Consider the following 15,485-nt stretch of genomic DNA (forward strand, 5'->3'; position numbering starts at 1 on the left):
CCGCATGGTTTTGACTTGCCCGAGCGCAAATCCGCTCTTTCACCCCCGAGAACGACGCACTACGCTGTCGCCGACGCAGCAAGCCTTGTCCGACCAATCAATCAGGCAACTGCGCAACGGAGGGAAATGATGCCGCAGACCACGCCCGTGAACCGCCGCAAATTGCTGACCGTGCTCGGCGGTTCGATCGCCGCGCCGTATCTCGTGACCCGCGGCGCGTTTGCGCAGGAGGCCTGGCCGACACGGCAGGTGAAATACGTCAACGGATTTCCAGCCGGCGGCGCCACCGATACGCTGTCGCGGATCATCTGCCAGAAGATGAGTGACCTGTCCGGACAGACCTTCGTGGTCGAGAACAAGGGCGGCGCCGGCGGCGTGCTGGGGGCGGACGCGATAGCGAAATCGCCGCCCGACGGATACACGCTTGGCCTCGGCGGCATCGCCAGCAACGTGCTGGCGATCGGCAGCTACACAAAACTTCCCTACGATCCGCGCGGCGATTTCACCTTCATCGGCGGCATGTGGCAATTGCCCAATATCCTGGTGGCGAGAAAGGATATGTTCTCCTCGGACATCAAGGAATTGCTGGCCGCGTTCAAGAAGGAGCCGAAGAAGTACACTTACGCCTCGGCCGGCTTCGGCACCACGCTGCATTTGTCGGGCGAGATGATGAACAGCATGGGCGGCGTCGAGGTCAACCACATTCCCTATCGTGGCGCCGGGCCGGCGTTGACCGATCTGCTCGGCGGCCGCGTCGACCTGTTGTTCGACAATCTGCCCGGCTCGTTGCCGAGTGTGCGCGCCGGCCAGGTCAAGCCGGTCGCCGTCACTTCGCTAAAGCGCATCCCGGAGCTTCCGGATGTGCCCACCATGGCCGAGGTGCTGCCGGGATATGCGATGACGTCGTGGACCGCGCTGGTCGGGCCGGCGAACATGAAGGCCGATCTTGTCGCTCAGGTCAGCGCGCTCACCGTCAAGGCGCTCGCCGATCGCGGATTGCAGGAGCGCTACGCCGAGCTTGGCGCGACGCCGTGGCCGGCATCATCGGCCGAGATCAGCAAATTCCGCGATGACGAGGAAAAGCGGTTGCTGCCGATCATGCAGGCAGCTGGGATCAAGCCGGGGTGAGGGGCTGGTGGACATGGAGATTAAGCTTGTGGGCTATCTCGTCGGCGCCAATTTCTGACGCGCGAGAGCCCGTTAATCGCGGTGTCTCCTGGTCGATCGATTCGCGCGGTTTTGAAGGCCTCATTCACCATCATCCGTGTATAGCCACTCGCGATGCGCCTACCCCCGACCCAAAACGGGAGATATAAAATCTCTGTGCAGGCAAGTTGGTCTTTGGGCGCCATCGAACAACACGGTGATGCCAGTGGTACGAGGGCTCACTTCAATGACAATGCCAGCCCGATCAGCCAGCTCTGGGCACCGAACGGCTCCAAGCTTACTCATCCTGAAACGGGTGCCGACAACAATTCTGTCGGTCTTCTGGTCAATCATTATGGCTATTCGATAAGTCGAAAAAAATCGCCTTCAATAAAGCCAAGAGTCGGATCGCAGGGATCACACTAAATCGGATCAATCTCGTAAACAATCTCCGGAATATACCGGACTCCGCAAACGCAAGTAAGCTACGTATCGCATCGCAGCATTAATCGTTACTCATGAGCACGCGGCCAGCGCGGGAAGGCGAGTAAAGCCAGCCACACGACGCCGCCGCTTTCGGCATCCGGCGGTCAAGTCGCTGGAATTTGCCGCGACAGCTGAAATCGCACGTCCGCCAGGTACACGCGATGCAGAAAGGCAACGCCCCGACGGAATGTCATCCGACCAAGAAAATCTCCTTAGTATTTCCCGAACCAAGCGTGTATTTCCGAGACCCAGCTGGGGACGGAGCGGGCCATGGAATTATTTCGGGCTGAGATGGTGGCCGTTTTGGAGAGCGAGACGGACAAAACCTGCCCGTCTTGTAGTGAGAGGTTGAAGCTGGTTCGAACAATGGTGAGCCCGCGCACCGGCTGCATCGTCCACATGTTCGAGTGCCCGTGCGGACAGCGGACTTGGGTCGATTAAGAGTATCTTTGGTGGCGCAAAAAAATGGCGGCACCGGACGCGGTGCGCTACCGACGCAGCATCCGGGCTTAATAAGCTATTTGACTTTATCGTAACAATCGAAGGCGTGGCGCACGCGAAGCCGGCGCCAGACTTGCCCTTATCACCTACTCGTTTTAGCCACGTGCTCCGGCCTATTTTTCTCTAAGCACTCTGAGAGCCGCAATAGCCTCGGCCGTAGGTTCTCGTGCGTGAGGCGCGCGAGCCATCCAAAACCGATATTTGCGCGGCTCGCGGCGCTTGAGGATCGGCCAGGTAAATGCCATCGCGCGAGTGATACTGCCATCGTTATCAACGAGCCAAATCCGACCGAGGCTCAACGGAATAGGCGTTTCTTCAGTTCGCTTCCATTTGCTGGGACTGGGTTCAACGGCCTGTCGAAATCGCTTGAACAGCATTGGCTTGCCCTCGCTTTCCCACGCCTATACTAACCGCCAAAACCCAGCCGTCCAGCGGGCGCTTACACGCGCCGCCTGTGCGGTGGCCCGGCTCCCGCGCACCCTGCTTGAGGCCTCCGGACTGAATGACTAATCAGCGGGCTTCTCTGGCACACCGGGTCGAAAGTGTAGGACCACAGGAGTGGCCACCAGCAGGACATCTCCGCATTGGGAAATCGAGCGCCGCCGCGGTTGTTGCCAGCAATATCCTATGACACCATCCAGGCACTGAGTTGTTATGACTTCTGGATGCCTATGCCACGTCGGAAATATACTTGGGAAAAGCTGTCGGATGAGCAGTTGCTCGAGCAACGCCTCAGTAGTCTGAGGGTTGCGGTCAAAGACACCTGGCTCGAGGATTGCCTCGGCACGCTACATGAAGAGCTTCAAGCGCGGGGCATCCGGCTGCGGCCACACGCATGGATATCGAGCGAATGGTTTAGCCCAGCAGATGTGCCGGGCATCGCCATCCCGTTCTATCTTGCTCATCCCCGCCTGATGAAACTCGAGAAAAAAATGATGCTCGAGGTAGAGGGAAGTACCTGGTCGGAGTGCATGGCCATCCTCCGTCACGAGGCAGGCCATGCCGTGCAGCACGCTTACCAGTTGCAACGCCGCCGACGCTGGCAACAGTTGTTCGGCCCGTCCTCGAAACACTATCCGCTCTACTACCGGCCCAATCCGGCCAGCCGGCATTACGTCCAACATCTTCGGCGCTGGTACGCGCAGAGCCATCCGGACGAGGATTTCGCCGAAACCTTTGCGGTGTGGCTGCGGCCGCGGTCGAAATGGCGGACACGCTATGCCGGTTGGCCGGCGCTGAAAAAGCTCGAATATGTCGACGAGCTGATGGGCGAGATTGCTGGCGAGCGGCCGCCGATCACGTCACGGGAGCGCGTCGATCCGCTGTCCAGGCTCAGCCAAACGCTTGGCGAGCACTACCGGAAAAAGCAGGCATTCTACGCTTTCGAGCCGCCGAGGACCTATGACCGCGACTTATCGCGTCTGTTCTCCGCCGATCAGCGACATCGGCGGGCGCAGCCGGCGGCGTCCTTCATCAGACGCCACCGCGCGCAAGTCAGGCGGCTGGTCGCGCAATGGACGGGTGAGAACCAGCTTACGCTCGATGCCGTTCTCGATGACATGATCTCCCGCTGCCGCGAACTCGATCTCCGGGCCCCAGGCTCGGAGCGGAAGCTCGTGATCAACTTCACGATTCTGTTGACCGCCAAGACCATGCACGCGCTGTTCGGCCCGTCACGCCGCAAATGGATCGCGCTATGAGACGCTTGCGCATTCTCGTTCTGATGCATCCGGATTTCTTGCCGCCGGACTCGATCGACGGATACGCTGCGCAGGAAATCAACCGATGGAAAACTGAATTCGACGTCGTGAGCACCTTGCGTGCGGCAGGCCACGATGTTCGCCCGCTCGGCGTGCAGGAGGAAATCAAGCCGGTTCGGGACGCGATCGAGAGTTTCAAGCCGCATGTGGTGTACACATTGCTGGAGGAGTTCCACTATACGTCAGGGTATGACCAGCACATCGCGAGCTTTCTCGAACTGATGAAAGTCCCGTATACCGGGTGCAACCCGCGCGGCCTGATCCTGGCGCGCGGCAAGGATCTGTCCAAAACACTGGTGCACCACCGCCGGATTGCGGTGCCGGCCTTCGCCGTATTTCCGATGCGCCGCAAAGTCAAACGGCCAACGCGTCTTGCGCTGCCGCTGATCGTCAAGAGCCTGAACGAGGATGGTTCCTTCGGCATCTCGCAAGCATCCATCGTCGATACGGACGAGAAGCTCGCAGAGAGAGTCGCTTTCGTCCACGAGCGGATCGGAACTGCCGCCATCGCAGAGCAGTACATCGAGGGACGTGAGCTCTATGTCGGCGTGCTCGGCAACAATCGGCTGCGAGTTCTGCCGGTTTGGGAATTGAAATTCGGCAGCATGGGCGGTCAGGGGGCCCGGCAGATTGCCACCGAAAAGGTCAAACACGATCCCAGTTATCAGGAACGCGTCGGAATTGTAGACGGGCCAGCCGAGAACCTTGCGCCGGAGGTATCCGCCCGTATTCAGCGAACAGCGAAACGCATCTACCGCACACTGAAGCTCGATGGATACGCACGCATCGACTTTCGCCTCGCTGCCGATGGCACTCCGTATTTCATCGAAGCGAATCCCAACCCCGAAATCGCGAAGAGCCAGGAGTTCGCGACAGCCGCTCGGCATGACGGGCTTGACTACCCCGACCTGCTGCAGCGCATCCTGGCTCTCGGAATCAGCCGGGCAAAGGCGGGCGCATCCGTGGGCTGAAAGGCAACGCAAAAGGTGACGCTGCCGTGCGGCAGACTTGAAGACGAAGATGGCGGGTTACGCTTCCGCCTTCGCTCCGCCGTAAATGCTCAGCCGATCAATTCAACCTTGCCGGTGTCCAGCCGATAAATTCCGCCGACGATCTTGATCTTGCCCTCGGCCGCGGCGGCGCTGAGGATCGGCGTCGCCGATTTGAGCCGCGCGACGACGTCGATGACATTCTGGCGGGTGGCGTTGGCGAGCTTGTCGCCGGGTTTGTCGGCGCTGGCCTTGACGGCAGGCGCAAGCGCGGCGACCAGCGACGGCAGGTGGCCGGGCAGGGTGGTATTGTCCTTGAGCGACTTGATCGTGGCATCGACGGCGCCGCAGCTGTCGTGTCCGAGCACCAGGATCAGCGGCGAGCCGAGCACGGCCACGCCATATTCCAGGCTCGCGACCGAATCGTCATTGGCGAAATTGCCGGCAACCCGGCAGACGAACAGATCGCCCCGGCCGGCGTCGAAGGCGTATTCGGGCGCGATGCGGGAATCCGCGCAGCTCAGGACGCTGGCAAACGGGTTTTGACCCCCGACCAGCGCTTCCCGCTCACTTTTGAAATCATGCCGGCGCGAGGCGCCTTCGACGTAACGCGCATTGCCCTTCAACAACCGGTCGAGTGCTGCGTCCGGAGACATCTTGTTCTGTGGCTTCGGCGGCGGCTTGGTGTCCTTGGCGAAGGCCGGCGGCGCAAAGGCCAGCGGTGTCAAGGCGAGCGGTGCCACGGCCAGGCTTGCGGCGATGCCGCCCGCGAATTGAAGGAAACGGCGGCGCGACGTTTCCCTAACTTCAACGGCGTCGCTGGCATCGCAGATGCGGCACATGGCATTTTCCTTGAGGAGAGGAACGCAATCTCAGGCGATGCCGATGTTATGTCATTGCGCGCGAGGCGATGCAACCGATCTCGCCGGCTGCAACTCCAGCGGGCTCGCCAGGGCGAGGTCGGATGAGCGCCCGATGCGTAAAGCCACCGGGCCGCGCCAATGCGCGCCGACGATAAACGACGCGAAAGCCGTCGATAGCTGCCGGTTAGGCGGTCGGTCGCCTTACGCCCGCGACGACGCCTGCCGCGAACCGCTGTAGGCGTCCCAGCTGCCCCAGCTCACCTGCGCGAGGCTTCGCAGATCGGTCGCCAGCGGCCGCTTGGTTTGTCTTTCGTGCGCAGCGATGCAGCGCTGGGATTCCGCGATCTTGCGCTTGAGCTGGGTCAGCGCCTTTTGTTGCGCATGGCCGGCCGCGCCGGTCATCTCGCCGACGTGGAAGCGGGCGATTTCCAATGCCTTGACGGCCTGGCGGTTCTTCTTGAGCTGAACCCGGTGCCAGGCGATGTTGCTATTGCTTTCAGCGATCATGGTTGCATCCGTGATCAAGATGAATGGGCAGGAGAGGGAGCGCTTGCGCTCGCCGGCCTGGTGGTCGACCAGGTCAGTCTCGTGGATGCTCTCCTGGAATCTCAGGATGAGACGGCTTGGTTAACGCGGGGTTAATGGCGCGGGGATGCTCGGCGGATCAACGCCGTCACCGCTGCTCCGCCGTCGCCGGCTTCTGATCGTCATCCGCGAGGCACCGGATCACGAAAGCGGTCCAGTCGCGCGGCAGCACCTTGGCGATGTGGGCTTTGCGGCGGCATTCGAGTTGCTCGGCCTTCTTGGCGTTGGCCTTCTCCTCGGTGAGGGAGGATTGCCTGATCCGGCGCAGCGTCACCGGCTCGCCGTCGGACTCGAATTGCAGCTCGAATTTCCGGCCGTCCCTGGCGGTCGCCGCACAGGAGATGCTGGAAACCTGTCGGGTCGCGATGATTCCGACCTGACGGCAGGTGCCAGTCGATGATTCAACCATTGGTACCGGCAAGCCGTCGACCTTCGGCCTGTCCTTGGAGTTCAGCAGCATCCGGTCGACCTGCAGTTCATAGATGTTTTCCTGCTCGCGGCGGCCGGTTTCGCCGGAGAATGAAATGATGTGGCTGTCGTCCCGGGGATCGTCGAGCACGATGGTGAAATGCGCGCGGCCCTGCTGGCCATGGAAATAGGCCACCGCCTTGCAGCCGAAATCGCTTCCGGCAATCCTGAGCTTGGTGCACCTGCCCGAGATGTGCGCGTACATGTCGATGTCAGGCTCGTCGCGTTCCACCGCGCCCGCCGCCCACGATGGCATCGCCGCAGCGAGAATGGCAATGAGGAACGGCCAACGGAAGCGCATTGTCATGTCCGGTTCAGGAGGATCGGCCCGGGTAGGCACCGCGAGAGGTTTGGTTCGAATCGCATGCTGCCGGGACTCTTTGTCGTTTCGATGGAACTTTTTCCCGGAAAACCACGGCAATCTCCCGCACTGCAGCGGAAAATTATGGCCCTTTTAACCCAACACTAACTTGGATTGCTAACCGGGCTTCCATTCATCGCTGGCCTAATACCCATAGCCTCCTGCGTGATCGATGCGAGGGTTGGGACTTGAAGATCGGAGCCAAAGCGGGTTCAGACGTCGCACAGGGTTACGCCGTGCGGCTGATGCAACATTTGGTGGTTCCGACCTTCGTGCTCAATCCAAGACGGCGTGTTGTCATCTGGAATCGGGCCTGTGAGCGCCTGACCGGCGTCGCCGCGGCTGACGTCATCGGCACATCAGACCATTGGCGCGCGTTCTATCAGCAGCAGCGTTATTGCCTGGCCGATCTGGTCGCGCTTGGACGGCCCGACAAACTGGGCCAGCTCTATCCCGAGCACACCATCCCCGAAGACGGGGTCGGCTTCTCCGCCGAAAACTGGTGCGTGATGCCGAAGCTCGGCAATCAATTGTATCTCGCCATCGACGCCGGCCCGATCCACGACGAGGACGGCAAGCTGATCGCGGTCGTCGAGACCCTGCGCGACATGACCGATCAGAAGCGTGCGGAGCTGGCGTTGCAGACCCTGGCCGCGAGCGACGGCCTGACCGGTCTTGCCAACCGCCGCTCGTTCGACCAGACGCTGGCGATGGAATGGGCGCGCGCGCAACGGACCAGAAAACCGTTGTCGCTGCTATTGTGCGACGTCGACCATTTCAAACTCTACAACGATTTGCACGGCCATCAAAAGGGCGACGAGTGTCTGCGCGCGGTGGCCGACGCGATCGCCAAGAACGCATTTCGTCCGGCCGATCTTTCGGCACGCTATGGCGGCGAGGAGTTCGCCGTCATCATGCCCGAAACGGATTCCGCCGGAGCGTGCAAACTGGCCGAGCGGCTGCGCGAGGCACTGTCGCGGGCCCGGCTGCCGCACGGCGCACCGGGCGTCGCGCCCTTCGTGACGCTGAGCATCGGTATCGCGACGCTGGTGCCGAGCGAGGACACGCGCTCGGATTGGCTGCTGGGGCAGGCCGATCAGGCGCTCTACGCCGCAAAATATTCCGGCCGCAACCGCGTAGTGTCCGCCGATAAAGTGCTCGCCGCGTTCGCCGGCGCGCAGGATCTGCGCGCGAGCGAGGCGCCGGTCCGCAAGCGCCGAATGAAAAAGTCGGCCTAGCGCATCTCCTCGTTCGGTGGCTTCATCCTTCGAGACGCACGCCAGCGCGTGCTCCTCAGAATGAGGTTTGAGACCCTCATGGTGAGGAGCGCGGCAACGCAGCGCGTCTCGAACCATGCGGCCATGGAAAAAACGACCGCGGCCTCCGTCAGGGGAGCTGACGGAGGCCGCGTTGGAACACATCGTCGCGCCTAGGTTCGCAACGAGGTGTGGGAGCTCTTCAAAAGACTCTTAGTTGGGCATGATCTTTTCCAAAAACCGGCTTCCACTTTTTGGGATCATGCCCCTAGAACGGCAGCAATACGTCCATCACCTGCTGGCCATAGCGGGGTTGCTGCACGTCGGTGATCTGGCCGCGGCCGCCATAGGCGATACGGGCCTGTGCGATCTTCGAGGAATCGATGGTGTTGTCGCTCTGGATGTCTTCCGGGCGCACGATGCCGGCGACGATCAGTTCGCGGATTTCGAAATTGACCCGGATCTCCTGTTTGCCTTCGACAACGAGGTTGCCGTTCGGCAGCACCTGGGTCACGACGGCGGCGACGTTGGTCTGCAACGCTTCCTGGCGGTTGACCGATCCCTTGCCGTCGGTGGAGGCGATGGCCTCCGCGGTCAGGATCTTGCCGGGCAGGATCTTGTTGGCTTGTGTGATCGTCTCGGATCCGAGGAAGTCGGAAATGCCGGAGTCTTCCTTGCTGGAGCGGCTGCGCTGGGTCTGGTTGGCGATGTTGGCCTTGTCGGTAATGTTGACGGTCACGGTCATGATGTCGCCGACCCGCGCGGCGCGCTGGTCGCGGAAGAAGGCGCGTGAGCCGTTCCGCCACAGCGAGTTCGCGTTGTAGGAAGCCTGCTCCGGCTTCGGCATCGGCATCTGCACCGGCTTGTAGCCGGGCTGCGTGGTCGGATTCTCGATCTCGGTCAGCTTCGGCTTTTCGCCGATCTGGGAGAGGCGGTCGATCGAGGAGCAACCGCTTGCGAACGCCGCCACGGCCAGCAAGGCGCTGGTGAGAATCAAGCGGTTGATACGGGAAACTGACATTTACATTACTCGGCTTTTGGAGCGACTGGCGAACTGAGTTTGGCGACGGCGACGGGGGCTACCTGTCCGGCGTTGCCGAGCGAGGAGGTGGTATCGGCGGCGGCCGGGGTGGGACGGGGCGGGGCGACGATGATCGAGACCTGGCCGCGGCCGGTCACGGTGCCGGAGACCGTGCGCTTGGATTGCATATTCATGACGTTGACGACGTCGCCTTCGGTGCCGTTCTCAAGCGCCTTGCCGCGCACGGTGAGATAAAGCCCGACTGAATCGTAGATCAGCGTGACGTTCTGGTCGCGCTGCACCAGGTCCGGCCTGGCGAGGTCGGCGACCCGGACGGCCTGGCCGGCGCGCAACTGACGGCGCGCCTGCATGCCGACCGCACGGTCGCGGGTGGCGGCGTCGCTGCCGACTTCGGACTTGGGACGGCGCTCGACCACGACGTCGGAGGATTTCAGCACTTCGTTGCGCTCGATCCCGCGCGCCAGTACCGCGGCCTCGATGGTCTCGACCGCCGTGCCGGTAAAGCGCAGCTTGGTCGGGGCCGTGCCGCTGTCGTTGGATATTTCGAAGGTGATGTCGAAGCGGCCGTTACGCGGATCGAAGCGCACGATGGCGGCCTGCATGCCGCCGGTGTTGGAAGCCTCCAGCCTGACATCGCCGGGGTCGCGGTCGAAGGTCAGGCTCAGGTTGGCGGCCTCGCCCAGGCCGTTCTTGCGCTCGAGCGTGCGCGCGACCTGCTGCTCGATGTCCTTGCCCTCGAGCGTGCGGGCCAGCCGCGTGACCGAAATTTCCTTGAGGTCCCTGGTGTCGACGCCGATCACCTGATGCGAGCGCAGCGCGTTCAGCACCTGGGCAACCGGCAGCGAACCGGTGGTGCCGAGATCCGGGGCGCGGTAGATCGCGATCTGCGAAGCGCTGCCGGCGTTGTCGATGATGTCGCCGATCCGCACCAGATCCCCCGTTACCGTGACGCTGGCGCGCAGCGCGGGTGCGGCGATGACTTCGTTGCGGGTCTGCGCGGCCGCCGTCGCCGCGGAGGCGGCGAAGAGGGCGGTGGCGAGGAGGAGCGCGCGGGCGATCATGACAAGTCCTCAGCGGAACATGTTGGCGGTGGATTGCATCATCTGGTCGGCCGCGCTGACCACCTTGGCGTTCATCTCGTAAGCGCGCTGGGCGGCGATCAGGTCGGAGATTTCGGTGACGACTTCGACGTTGGACTGTTCGAGGCTGGACTGCTGCATGTCGCCAAAGCCGTCGGTGTTGGCGATGCCGTCCTGCGGCGTGCCGGAGGCCGGCGTGTCGGTGAACAGATTGTCGCCGATCGGATTGAGGCCGGCCTTGTTGATGAAGCGCGTCAGGCCGATTTGTCCGACCGTGGTCGGCGTGGTCGAGCCCGGCAGCAGCACCGAGACCTGACCCTGGGCGTTGACGGTAAGGCCGGAAGCGCTCTGCGGAATCGTGATGGTCGGCTGTACCGGGTTGCCCTGCGAGGTCACGACGCGGCCCTGCGCGTCCATCTGGAACGAGCCGTCGCGGGTATAGGTGTAGGTGCCATCTGGCATCTGGATCTTGAAGAAGCCTTCGCCGCGCACCGCGATGTCGAGTTCGTTGCCGGTCGGCAGCAGCGTGCCCTGGCTCATCAGGCGCGGCGTGCCGACGGTCTTGACGCCGCCGCCGATGTCGACGCCGACGGGCAGGATGGTGCCCTGATCGGACGCCTGCGCGCCGACCCGGCGCACGTGATCGTAGATCAGGTCCTGGAACGCGGCGCGCTGTTTCTTGTAGCCGGTGGTGCGCAGGTTGGCGATGTTGTTGGAGATCACCTGAACGTTGAGTTCCTGTGCCGCCATGCCGGTCGAGGCTGTGTAGAGTGCGCGCATCGATCAATGCCTCAGGGTTATGCCGGAACTTCGGCGAGTTTTTCGATGGCGGATTTGTGCAGTTCGCTCTGCTGCTGCAGCAGGGCCGAAATCTGCGTGTAGGCGCGCGTGATCTCGATCATGCGGCTCATCTCGGTGACCGAATTGACGTTCGACTTTTCGATGAAGCCCTGATTAACCCTGGACGTGGTGTCGGCCTGGGCGACGACGCCGGGGCCTGCCGAATAAAGGTTGCTGCCTTCCTTCTCGAGCTTCTGGGCGTCGGCGAAAGAAACCAGCCGCAGCTTGCCGCGGACCGAGTCGATGCGGCCGGTGCCCTCGATCACGGTGATGCTGCCGTCGGCGGCGATGTTGATTTCCTTGTCGGTCGGCTGGAACACGATCGGGCCGGAGGTGCCGAGCACCGGATTGCCGCCGGCGGTGACCAGTTGGCCCTGATTGTTGATCTGCAGGCCGCCGTCGCGGGTGTAGCGCTCGCCGGCCGCGGTCTGCACCGCCAGGAAGCCGCGGCCGTCGATCGAGATGTCGAGCGGGTTCTTGGTGATTTCAGTATTGCCTGCGGCGAAATCCTTGAAGGTGGCGCGGTCCTGCACGAACGAGACGCGGCGGTCGGCGCGCATGAAGTTGTCTTCGTGGGCGGGTGAGCGCAGATATTCCTCGAACAACGACCGGTCGGCCTTGAAGCCGTTGGTGTTGATGTTGGCGACGTTGTTGGCGACGACATCCATCTGCCGCTCCAGCACCATCTGCCGCGATAGTCCGACGAGAAGCATATTCTCCATCGGTGGTTCTCCCCTTCATCGATCCGTGAGCGGCTCTCCCAAGCCGGCCACCGATCTCTCGAACCACCCAGGCTCTCCCAAGCCCCGTGGTCCGCCAACATCTCAGCGAAAGCCGTGCCAGTTTGGAAAACGGCGATTTTTGAAGGAGTTAGCTATTTTTCCGGGGCGGGTACGGACGGCAGAAAGGTGTTGTTGACCATGTTTGCCCGGCAGATTTTTCCTAGTTGAGGCGCCGTGGAAAGGTTCCGTTAACCATTATTACCCTAGCGTTGCATATGAAGAGCGCGCGTGTGCGCTGGCGGCTTTGGTATCGCGTCTTGGGCCTCGTTCCGGCCCGGCTGGTGGGCAATCGCGTTCGTTCCCAAATGGATCGGGCGGGGCAATGGCGGACAACGAAGCGGAAAGTGCTGCCGATGGCGCGGAAGCTGCCCCGGCCAAAAACGGCAAGCTCAAGCTGATCATCGCCGCGGTCGGGTTCGTCGCCATCCTCGGCGCCGGCGCGGGCTGGTTCTTCCTGATGCGCGGCGGACATGGCGAGGAGAAGCACGCGGAGGCGGCGCCGCCGAAGCCGCCATCCTTTGTCGAAGTGCCCGACATGATGGTCAACCTGGTCGGCGGCCCCGGCGAGCGTGTGCAGTATCTCAAGGTCAAGGTCGTGCTCGAGGTCAAGGAAGAGAAGCAGCTCGAGGCGATCAAGCCGACGCTGCCGCGCGTCACCGATCTGTTCCAGACCTATTTGCGCGAACTGCGCCCCAGCGACATCAACGGTTCGGCCGGATTGTTTCGCCTGAAGGAAGAGCTGACCAAGCGCGTCAATGTGGCGCTGGCGCCCCACCACGTGAACGCGGTGCTGTTCAAGGAAATCATCGTCCAGTGACGCAGCAGGTCTCACATCATGGCCGGTAACGGTAAAGACCTCGACCAGGACGCGATTGCCGCCCAATGGGAGGCCTCGCTCGATTCCGAGGATCCCGCGGCGGCGGCGGAAGAAGCCGCGGCCAACGAGCTTTCGGAGAGCATGGCCCTGCAATGGGCCGCGATGGTCGAGGACGGCAGCCGCGACTTCGGCAACAAGGCCGGCGGCGAGCGGGTCCTGTCGCAGGAAGAAATCGACAATCTGCTCGGCTTCACCGTCGGCGACGTCAACCTCGACGACAATTCCGGCATTCGCGCCATCATCGATTCGGCGATGGTGTCCTACGAGCGTCTGCCGATGCTCGAAATCGTGTTCGACCGCCTGGTGCGGCTGATGACCACGAGCTTGCGCAATTTCACCTCCGACAACGTCGAAGTCTCGCTCGACCGCATCACCTCGGTGCGGTTCGGCGACTACATGAACTCGATACCGCTGCCGGCCGTGCTCAGCGTGTTCAAGGCCGAGGAGTGGGAAAACTTCGGCCTCGCGACCGTCGATTCGAGCCTGATCTATTCGATCATCGACGTGTTGCTCGGCGGCCGCCGCGGCCAGACTTCATTGCGGATCGAAGGCCGTCCCTACACCACGATCGAGACCAACCTCGTCAAGCGCCTGGTCGAGGTGGTGCTGTCCGATGCCGAGCAGGCGTTCCGGCCGCTGTCGCCGGTGACCTTCTCGATCGACCGGCTGGAAACCAATCCGCGCTTCGCCGCGATCTCGAGGCCCGCCAACGCCGCGATCCTGGTGCGGCTGCGCATCGACATGGAGGACCGCGGCGGCAATATCGAGCTGCTGCTGCCCTATGCGACCATCGAGCCGATCCGGCCGGTGCTGCTGCAGATGTTCATGGGCGAAAAGTTCGGCCGCGACCCGATCTGGGAAGGCCACTTTGCGACCGAAGTGGCGCAGGCCGAGATCGCCGTCGACGCCGTGCTGTATGAAGCCAACGTTCCGCTCAAGCAGCTGATGAAGCTGAAGGTCGGCGACACGCTGCCGCTGGAAATGAAAAAGGACGCGCTGGTGTCGGTCCGCTGCGGCAACGTCGTGCTGACCGAAGGGCGCATGGGCCGGGTCGGCGACCGCGTCGCCATCCGCGTCACCAAGCAGCTGCGTAAACCGCATACCACCTTCGCGATGTTCGAGAAGGCCGACGAGCAAACCAAGTTGATGGAGGCACAATGAGTCATTCCCTTGGAATCGTAATCGAGAGTCTGGTGGCGGTGCTGCTGCTGCTGACGATCGGCTACTGCATGTTGCTCAACAGCCGCCTGAAGCGGCTGAAAGCCGACGAGCATTCGCTCAAGGCCACGATCGGCGAACTGATCACCGCCACCGAAATCGCCGAGCGCGCGATCGGCGGCCTCAAGCATACCGTTCGCGACGTCAACGAGCATCTCGGCAGCCAGCTGACGGCGGCGTCCCAGATGTCCACGCATCTGAAGGGCATGCTGGCCGAGGGCGACGGCGTGATCCGCCGCCTCTCCAAGATCGCCATTGCCGCACGGCCGCTGACGCCGGAGCCGGAAACCGCCGCCCCCAAGGTCTCGACCGCGAGAGCCGTTGCAGCCGCGGCGGAAGCATTCTCGGAACGCCGAAGGGCCAGTGGCCTCGCCGCATGAAATCGTTTCGCGACATACGTGTCATTCCGGTGGTGCTGGTCGCTGTCTTCGGCCTCGCGGTGCTGAAGGTGGCCGGCCTGGTCATCGATGGGGGATACGTATTCGCCTATCAGCCGCAGCAGCCGGCCAAGAAGTCGTGGGCGCAGGATACCTTCAACTTTCCAGGGGGTCCCAAGATCGTCAGGACTGATTCAGACGACATCACGGGATCAGTGCAGGAGAAGCCCAAGGAGGCCCCGAAGCCGGCGGCCCCCGCTGCCGCCGAACCGCCGCCGCCGCAAAACGGCACGGTGGTCTTTCCCGAAGCCAACCAGCAGGCGGTATCGCCGTCCGAGCGCGCCATTCTCGAGCGGCTGCAGGCGCGGCGGCAGGAACTGGAGCAGCGCGCGCGCGAGATCGAGATCCGCGAGAGCCTGTTGAAATCGGCCGAGAAGCGCATCGAGGGACGGGTCGAGGAGATGAAGGCGACCGAGGCGCGGATCACCACCGCGACCGGGCAAAAGGCCGAGACCGATGCCGCGCGCTTCAAGGGCATCATCACCATGTATGAGGGCATGAAGCCAAAGGACGCCGCCAAGGTGTTCGACCGGCTCGAGATGTCCGTGCTGTACGAAATCGCCTCCCAGATCGCGCCGCGCAAGATGTCCGACATTCTCGGCCTGATGCAGCCGGAGGCGGCCGAGCGGCTGACCGTGGAACTGGCACGCCGCGCCGGGACCGACAAATCCGCCTCAACGGCCGAATTGCCGAAAATCGAAGGCAAGATCCTGTCGCAAAAGCCCAATTGACGCGGATATTTAACAAAACCTTAAGCCAGCCAATTCAAGATTCAGGCGGGCAGGCGAGTGCGCT

15 protein-coding genes are annotated in these 15,485 nt (G+C 62.6%); 8 read left to right on the forward strand and 7 right to left on the reverse strand.

Going from position 1 to position 15,485, the window contains the following annotated elements; genetic code table 11:
• Positions 1-129 precede the first annotated feature (129 nt).
• The 3 genes from ACSQ84_RS09195 to ACSQ84_RS09205 all read left to right on the forward strand — a co-directional run bounded on the left by ACSQ84_RS09195 (position 130) and on the right by ACSQ84_RS09205 (position 4,864).
• Positions 130-1,128, forward strand: a complete 999-nt coding sequence (locus tag ACSQ84_RS09195) for a Bug family tripartite tricarboxylate transporter substrate binding protein (protein ID WP_436211358.1) — start codon at positions 130-132, stop codon at positions 1,126-1,128.
• 1,721 nt (positions 1,129-2,849) lie between these two features.
• Positions 2,850-3,833, forward strand: coding sequence for a putative zinc-binding metallopeptidase (locus tag ACSQ84_RS09200; protein WP_436211359.1), 984 nt, complete (start codon positions 2,850-2,852; stop codon positions 3,831-3,833).
• On the forward strand, positions 3,830-4,864 hold the full coding sequence (locus tag ACSQ84_RS09205; RefSeq protein ID WP_436212248.1) for a D-alanine--D-alanine ligase family protein: 1,035 nt from the start codon (positions 3,830-3,832) through the stop codon (positions 4,862-4,864). The genes ACSQ84_RS09200 and ACSQ84_RS09205 overlap by 4 nt, the downstream gene beginning before the upstream one ends.
• Positions 4,865-4,953: 89 nt before the next feature.
• Here the strand turns inward: ACSQ84_RS09205 and ACSQ84_RS09210 are convergent, their stop codons facing one another.
• The 3 genes from ACSQ84_RS09210 to ACSQ84_RS09220 form a co-directional block, all read right to left on the reverse strand.
• A complete protein-coding gene (locus tag ACSQ84_RS09210) occupies positions 4,954-5,724 on the reverse strand; it encodes a carbonic anhydrase (protein WP_436211360.1) in 771 nt (256 codons plus the stop codon).
• A gap of 222 nt (positions 5,725-5,946) precedes the next feature.
• Positions 5,947-6,252 (reverse strand): hypothetical protein, encoded by a 306-nt coding sequence (locus ACSQ84_RS09215; RefSeq protein ID WP_436211361.1) that lies wholly within the window; start codon positions 6,250-6,252, stop codon positions 5,947-5,949.
• 166 nt (positions 6,253-6,418) lie between these two features.
• Positions 6,419-7,105: a hypothetical protein gene (locus ACSQ84_RS09220; RefSeq protein ID WP_436211362.1), complete on the reverse strand. Its 687-nt coding sequence runs from the start codon at positions 7,103-7,105 to the stop codon at positions 6,419-6,421.
• Between the two features lie 242 nt (positions 7,106-7,347).
• On the opposite strand from ACSQ84_RS09220, the gene ACSQ84_RS09225 reads away from it, so the two are divergent.
• The gene (locus tag ACSQ84_RS09225) at positions 7,348-8,397 is read left to right on the forward strand and encodes a diguanylate cyclase domain-containing protein (RefSeq protein ID WP_436211363.1); all 1,050 of its coding nucleotides are present in this window, start codon (positions 7,348-7,350) and stop codon (positions 8,395-8,397) included.
• Between the two features lie 286 nt (positions 8,398-8,683).
• On the opposite strand, the gene flgH is transcribed toward ACSQ84_RS09225, so the two are convergent.
• From flgH to flgF, 4 genes are read right to left on the reverse strand one after another with little or no spacing between them, the layout of a single operon-like run.
• A complete protein-coding gene (flgH, locus tag ACSQ84_RS09230; protein ID WP_436211364.1) occupies positions 8,684-9,436 on the reverse strand; it encodes a flagellar basal body L-ring protein FlgH in 753 nt (250 codons plus the stop codon).
• Between the two features lie 5 nt (positions 9,437-9,441).
• On the reverse strand, positions 9,442-10,518 hold the full coding sequence (gene flgA / locus ACSQ84_RS09235) for a flagellar basal body P-ring formation chaperone FlgA (RefSeq protein WP_436211365.1): 1,077 nt from the start codon (positions 10,516-10,518) through the stop codon (positions 9,442-9,444).
• A 9-nt stretch (positions 10,519-10,527) separates the two neighbouring features.
• A complete protein-coding gene (gene flgG, locus ACSQ84_RS09240; RefSeq protein ID WP_436211366.1) occupies positions 10,528-11,316 on the reverse strand; it encodes a flagellar basal-body rod protein FlgG in 789 nt (262 codons plus the stop codon).
• A 17-nt stretch (positions 11,317-11,333) separates the two neighbouring features.
• Entirely contained in the window at positions 11,334-12,098 is a 765-nt protein-coding gene (gene flgF, locus ACSQ84_RS09245) for a flagellar basal-body rod protein FlgF (RefSeq protein ID WP_436211367.1), read from the reverse strand.
• 382 nt (positions 12,099-12,480) lie between these two features.
• On the opposite strand from flgF, the gene fliL reads away from it, so the two are divergent.
• From fliL to ACSQ84_RS09265, 4 genes are read left to right on the forward strand one after another with little or no spacing between them, the layout of a single operon-like run.
• Positions 12,481-12,975, forward strand: a complete 495-nt coding sequence (gene fliL / locus ACSQ84_RS09250) for a flagellar basal body-associated protein FliL (RefSeq protein WP_436211368.1) — start codon at positions 12,481-12,483, stop codon at positions 12,973-12,975.
• Between the two features lie 18 nt (positions 12,976-12,993).
• Positions 12,994-14,196 (forward strand): flagellar motor switch protein FliM, encoded by a 1,203-nt coding sequence (gene fliM, locus ACSQ84_RS09255; protein ID WP_436211369.1) that lies wholly within the window; start codon positions 12,994-12,996, stop codon positions 14,194-14,196.
• Entirely contained in the window at positions 14,193-14,633 is a 441-nt protein-coding gene (locus tag ACSQ84_RS09260) for a DUF6468 domain-containing protein (RefSeq protein WP_436211370.1), read from the forward strand. The genes fliM and ACSQ84_RS09260 overlap by 4 nt, the downstream gene beginning before the upstream one ends.
• Complete coding sequence (locus ACSQ84_RS09265; protein WP_436211371.1) at positions 14,630-15,421, forward strand: MotE family protein; 792 nt, start codon at positions 14,630-14,632, stop codon at positions 15,419-15,421. The genes ACSQ84_RS09260 and ACSQ84_RS09265 overlap by 4 nt, the downstream gene beginning before the upstream one ends.
• The last annotated feature ends 64 nt before the right edge of the window (positions 15,422-15,485 follow it).

This window comes from Bradyrhizobium sp. LjRoot220, assembly GCF_964252915.1.
Taxonomy (GTDB): Bacteria; Pseudomonadota; Alphaproteobacteria; order Rhizobiales; family Xanthobacteraceae; genus Bradyrhizobium.

What these genes read in the sequence shown, in the direction of transcription:
- fliL (WP_436211368.1), top strand. Translation starts at nt 12,481, where the DNA reads ATGGCGGACAACGAAGCGGAAAGTGCTGCCGATGGCGCGGAAGCTGCC.
- ACSQ84_RS09260 (WP_436211370.1), top strand. Translation starts at nt 14,193, where the DNA reads ATGAGTCATTCCCTTGGAATCGTAATCGAGAGTCTGGTGGCGGTGCTG.
- flgH (WP_436211364.1), bottom strand. Translation starts at nt 9,436, where the DNA reads ATGTCAGTTTCCCGTATCAACCGCTTGATTCTCACCAGCGCCTTGCTG.
- ACSQ84_RS09195 (WP_436211358.1), top strand. Translation starts at nt 130, where the DNA reads ATGCCGCAGACCACGCCCGTGAACCGCCGCAAATTGCTGACCGTGCTC.
- ACSQ84_RS09210 (WP_436211360.1), bottom strand. Translation starts at nt 5,724, where the DNA reads ATGTGCCGCATCTGCGATGCCAGCGACGCCGTTGAAGTTAGGGAAACG.
- ACSQ84_RS09205 (WP_436212248.1), top strand. Translation starts at nt 3,830, where the DNA reads ATGAGACGCTTGCGCATTCTCGTTCTGATGCATCCGGATTTCTTGCCG.
- fliM (WP_436211369.1), top strand. Translation starts at nt 12,994, where the DNA reads ATGGCCGGTAACGGTAAAGACCTCGACCAGGACGCGATTGCCGCCCAA.
- ACSQ84_RS09215 (WP_436211361.1), bottom strand. Translation starts at nt 6,252, where the DNA reads ATGATCGCTGAAAGCAATAGCAACATCGCCTGGCACCGGGTTCAGCTC.
- flgA (WP_436211365.1), bottom strand. Translation starts at nt 10,518, where the DNA reads ATGATCGCCCGCGCGCTCCTCCTCGCCACCGCCCTCTTCGCCGCCTCC.
- ACSQ84_RS09220 (WP_436211362.1), bottom strand. Translation starts at nt 7,105, where the DNA reads ATGACAATGCGCTTCCGTTGGCCGTTCCTCATTGCCATTCTCGCTGCG.
- ACSQ84_RS09265 (WP_436211371.1), top strand. Translation starts at nt 14,630, where the DNA reads ATGAAATCGTTTCGCGACATACGTGTCATTCCGGTGGTGCTGGTCGCT.
- flgF (WP_436211367.1), bottom strand. Translation starts at nt 12,098, where the DNA reads ATGGAGAATATGCTTCTCGTCGGACTATCGCGGCAGATGGTGCTGGAG.
- flgG (WP_436211366.1), bottom strand. Translation starts at nt 11,316, where the DNA reads ATGCGCGCACTCTACACAGCCTCGACCGGCATGGCGGCACAGGAACTC.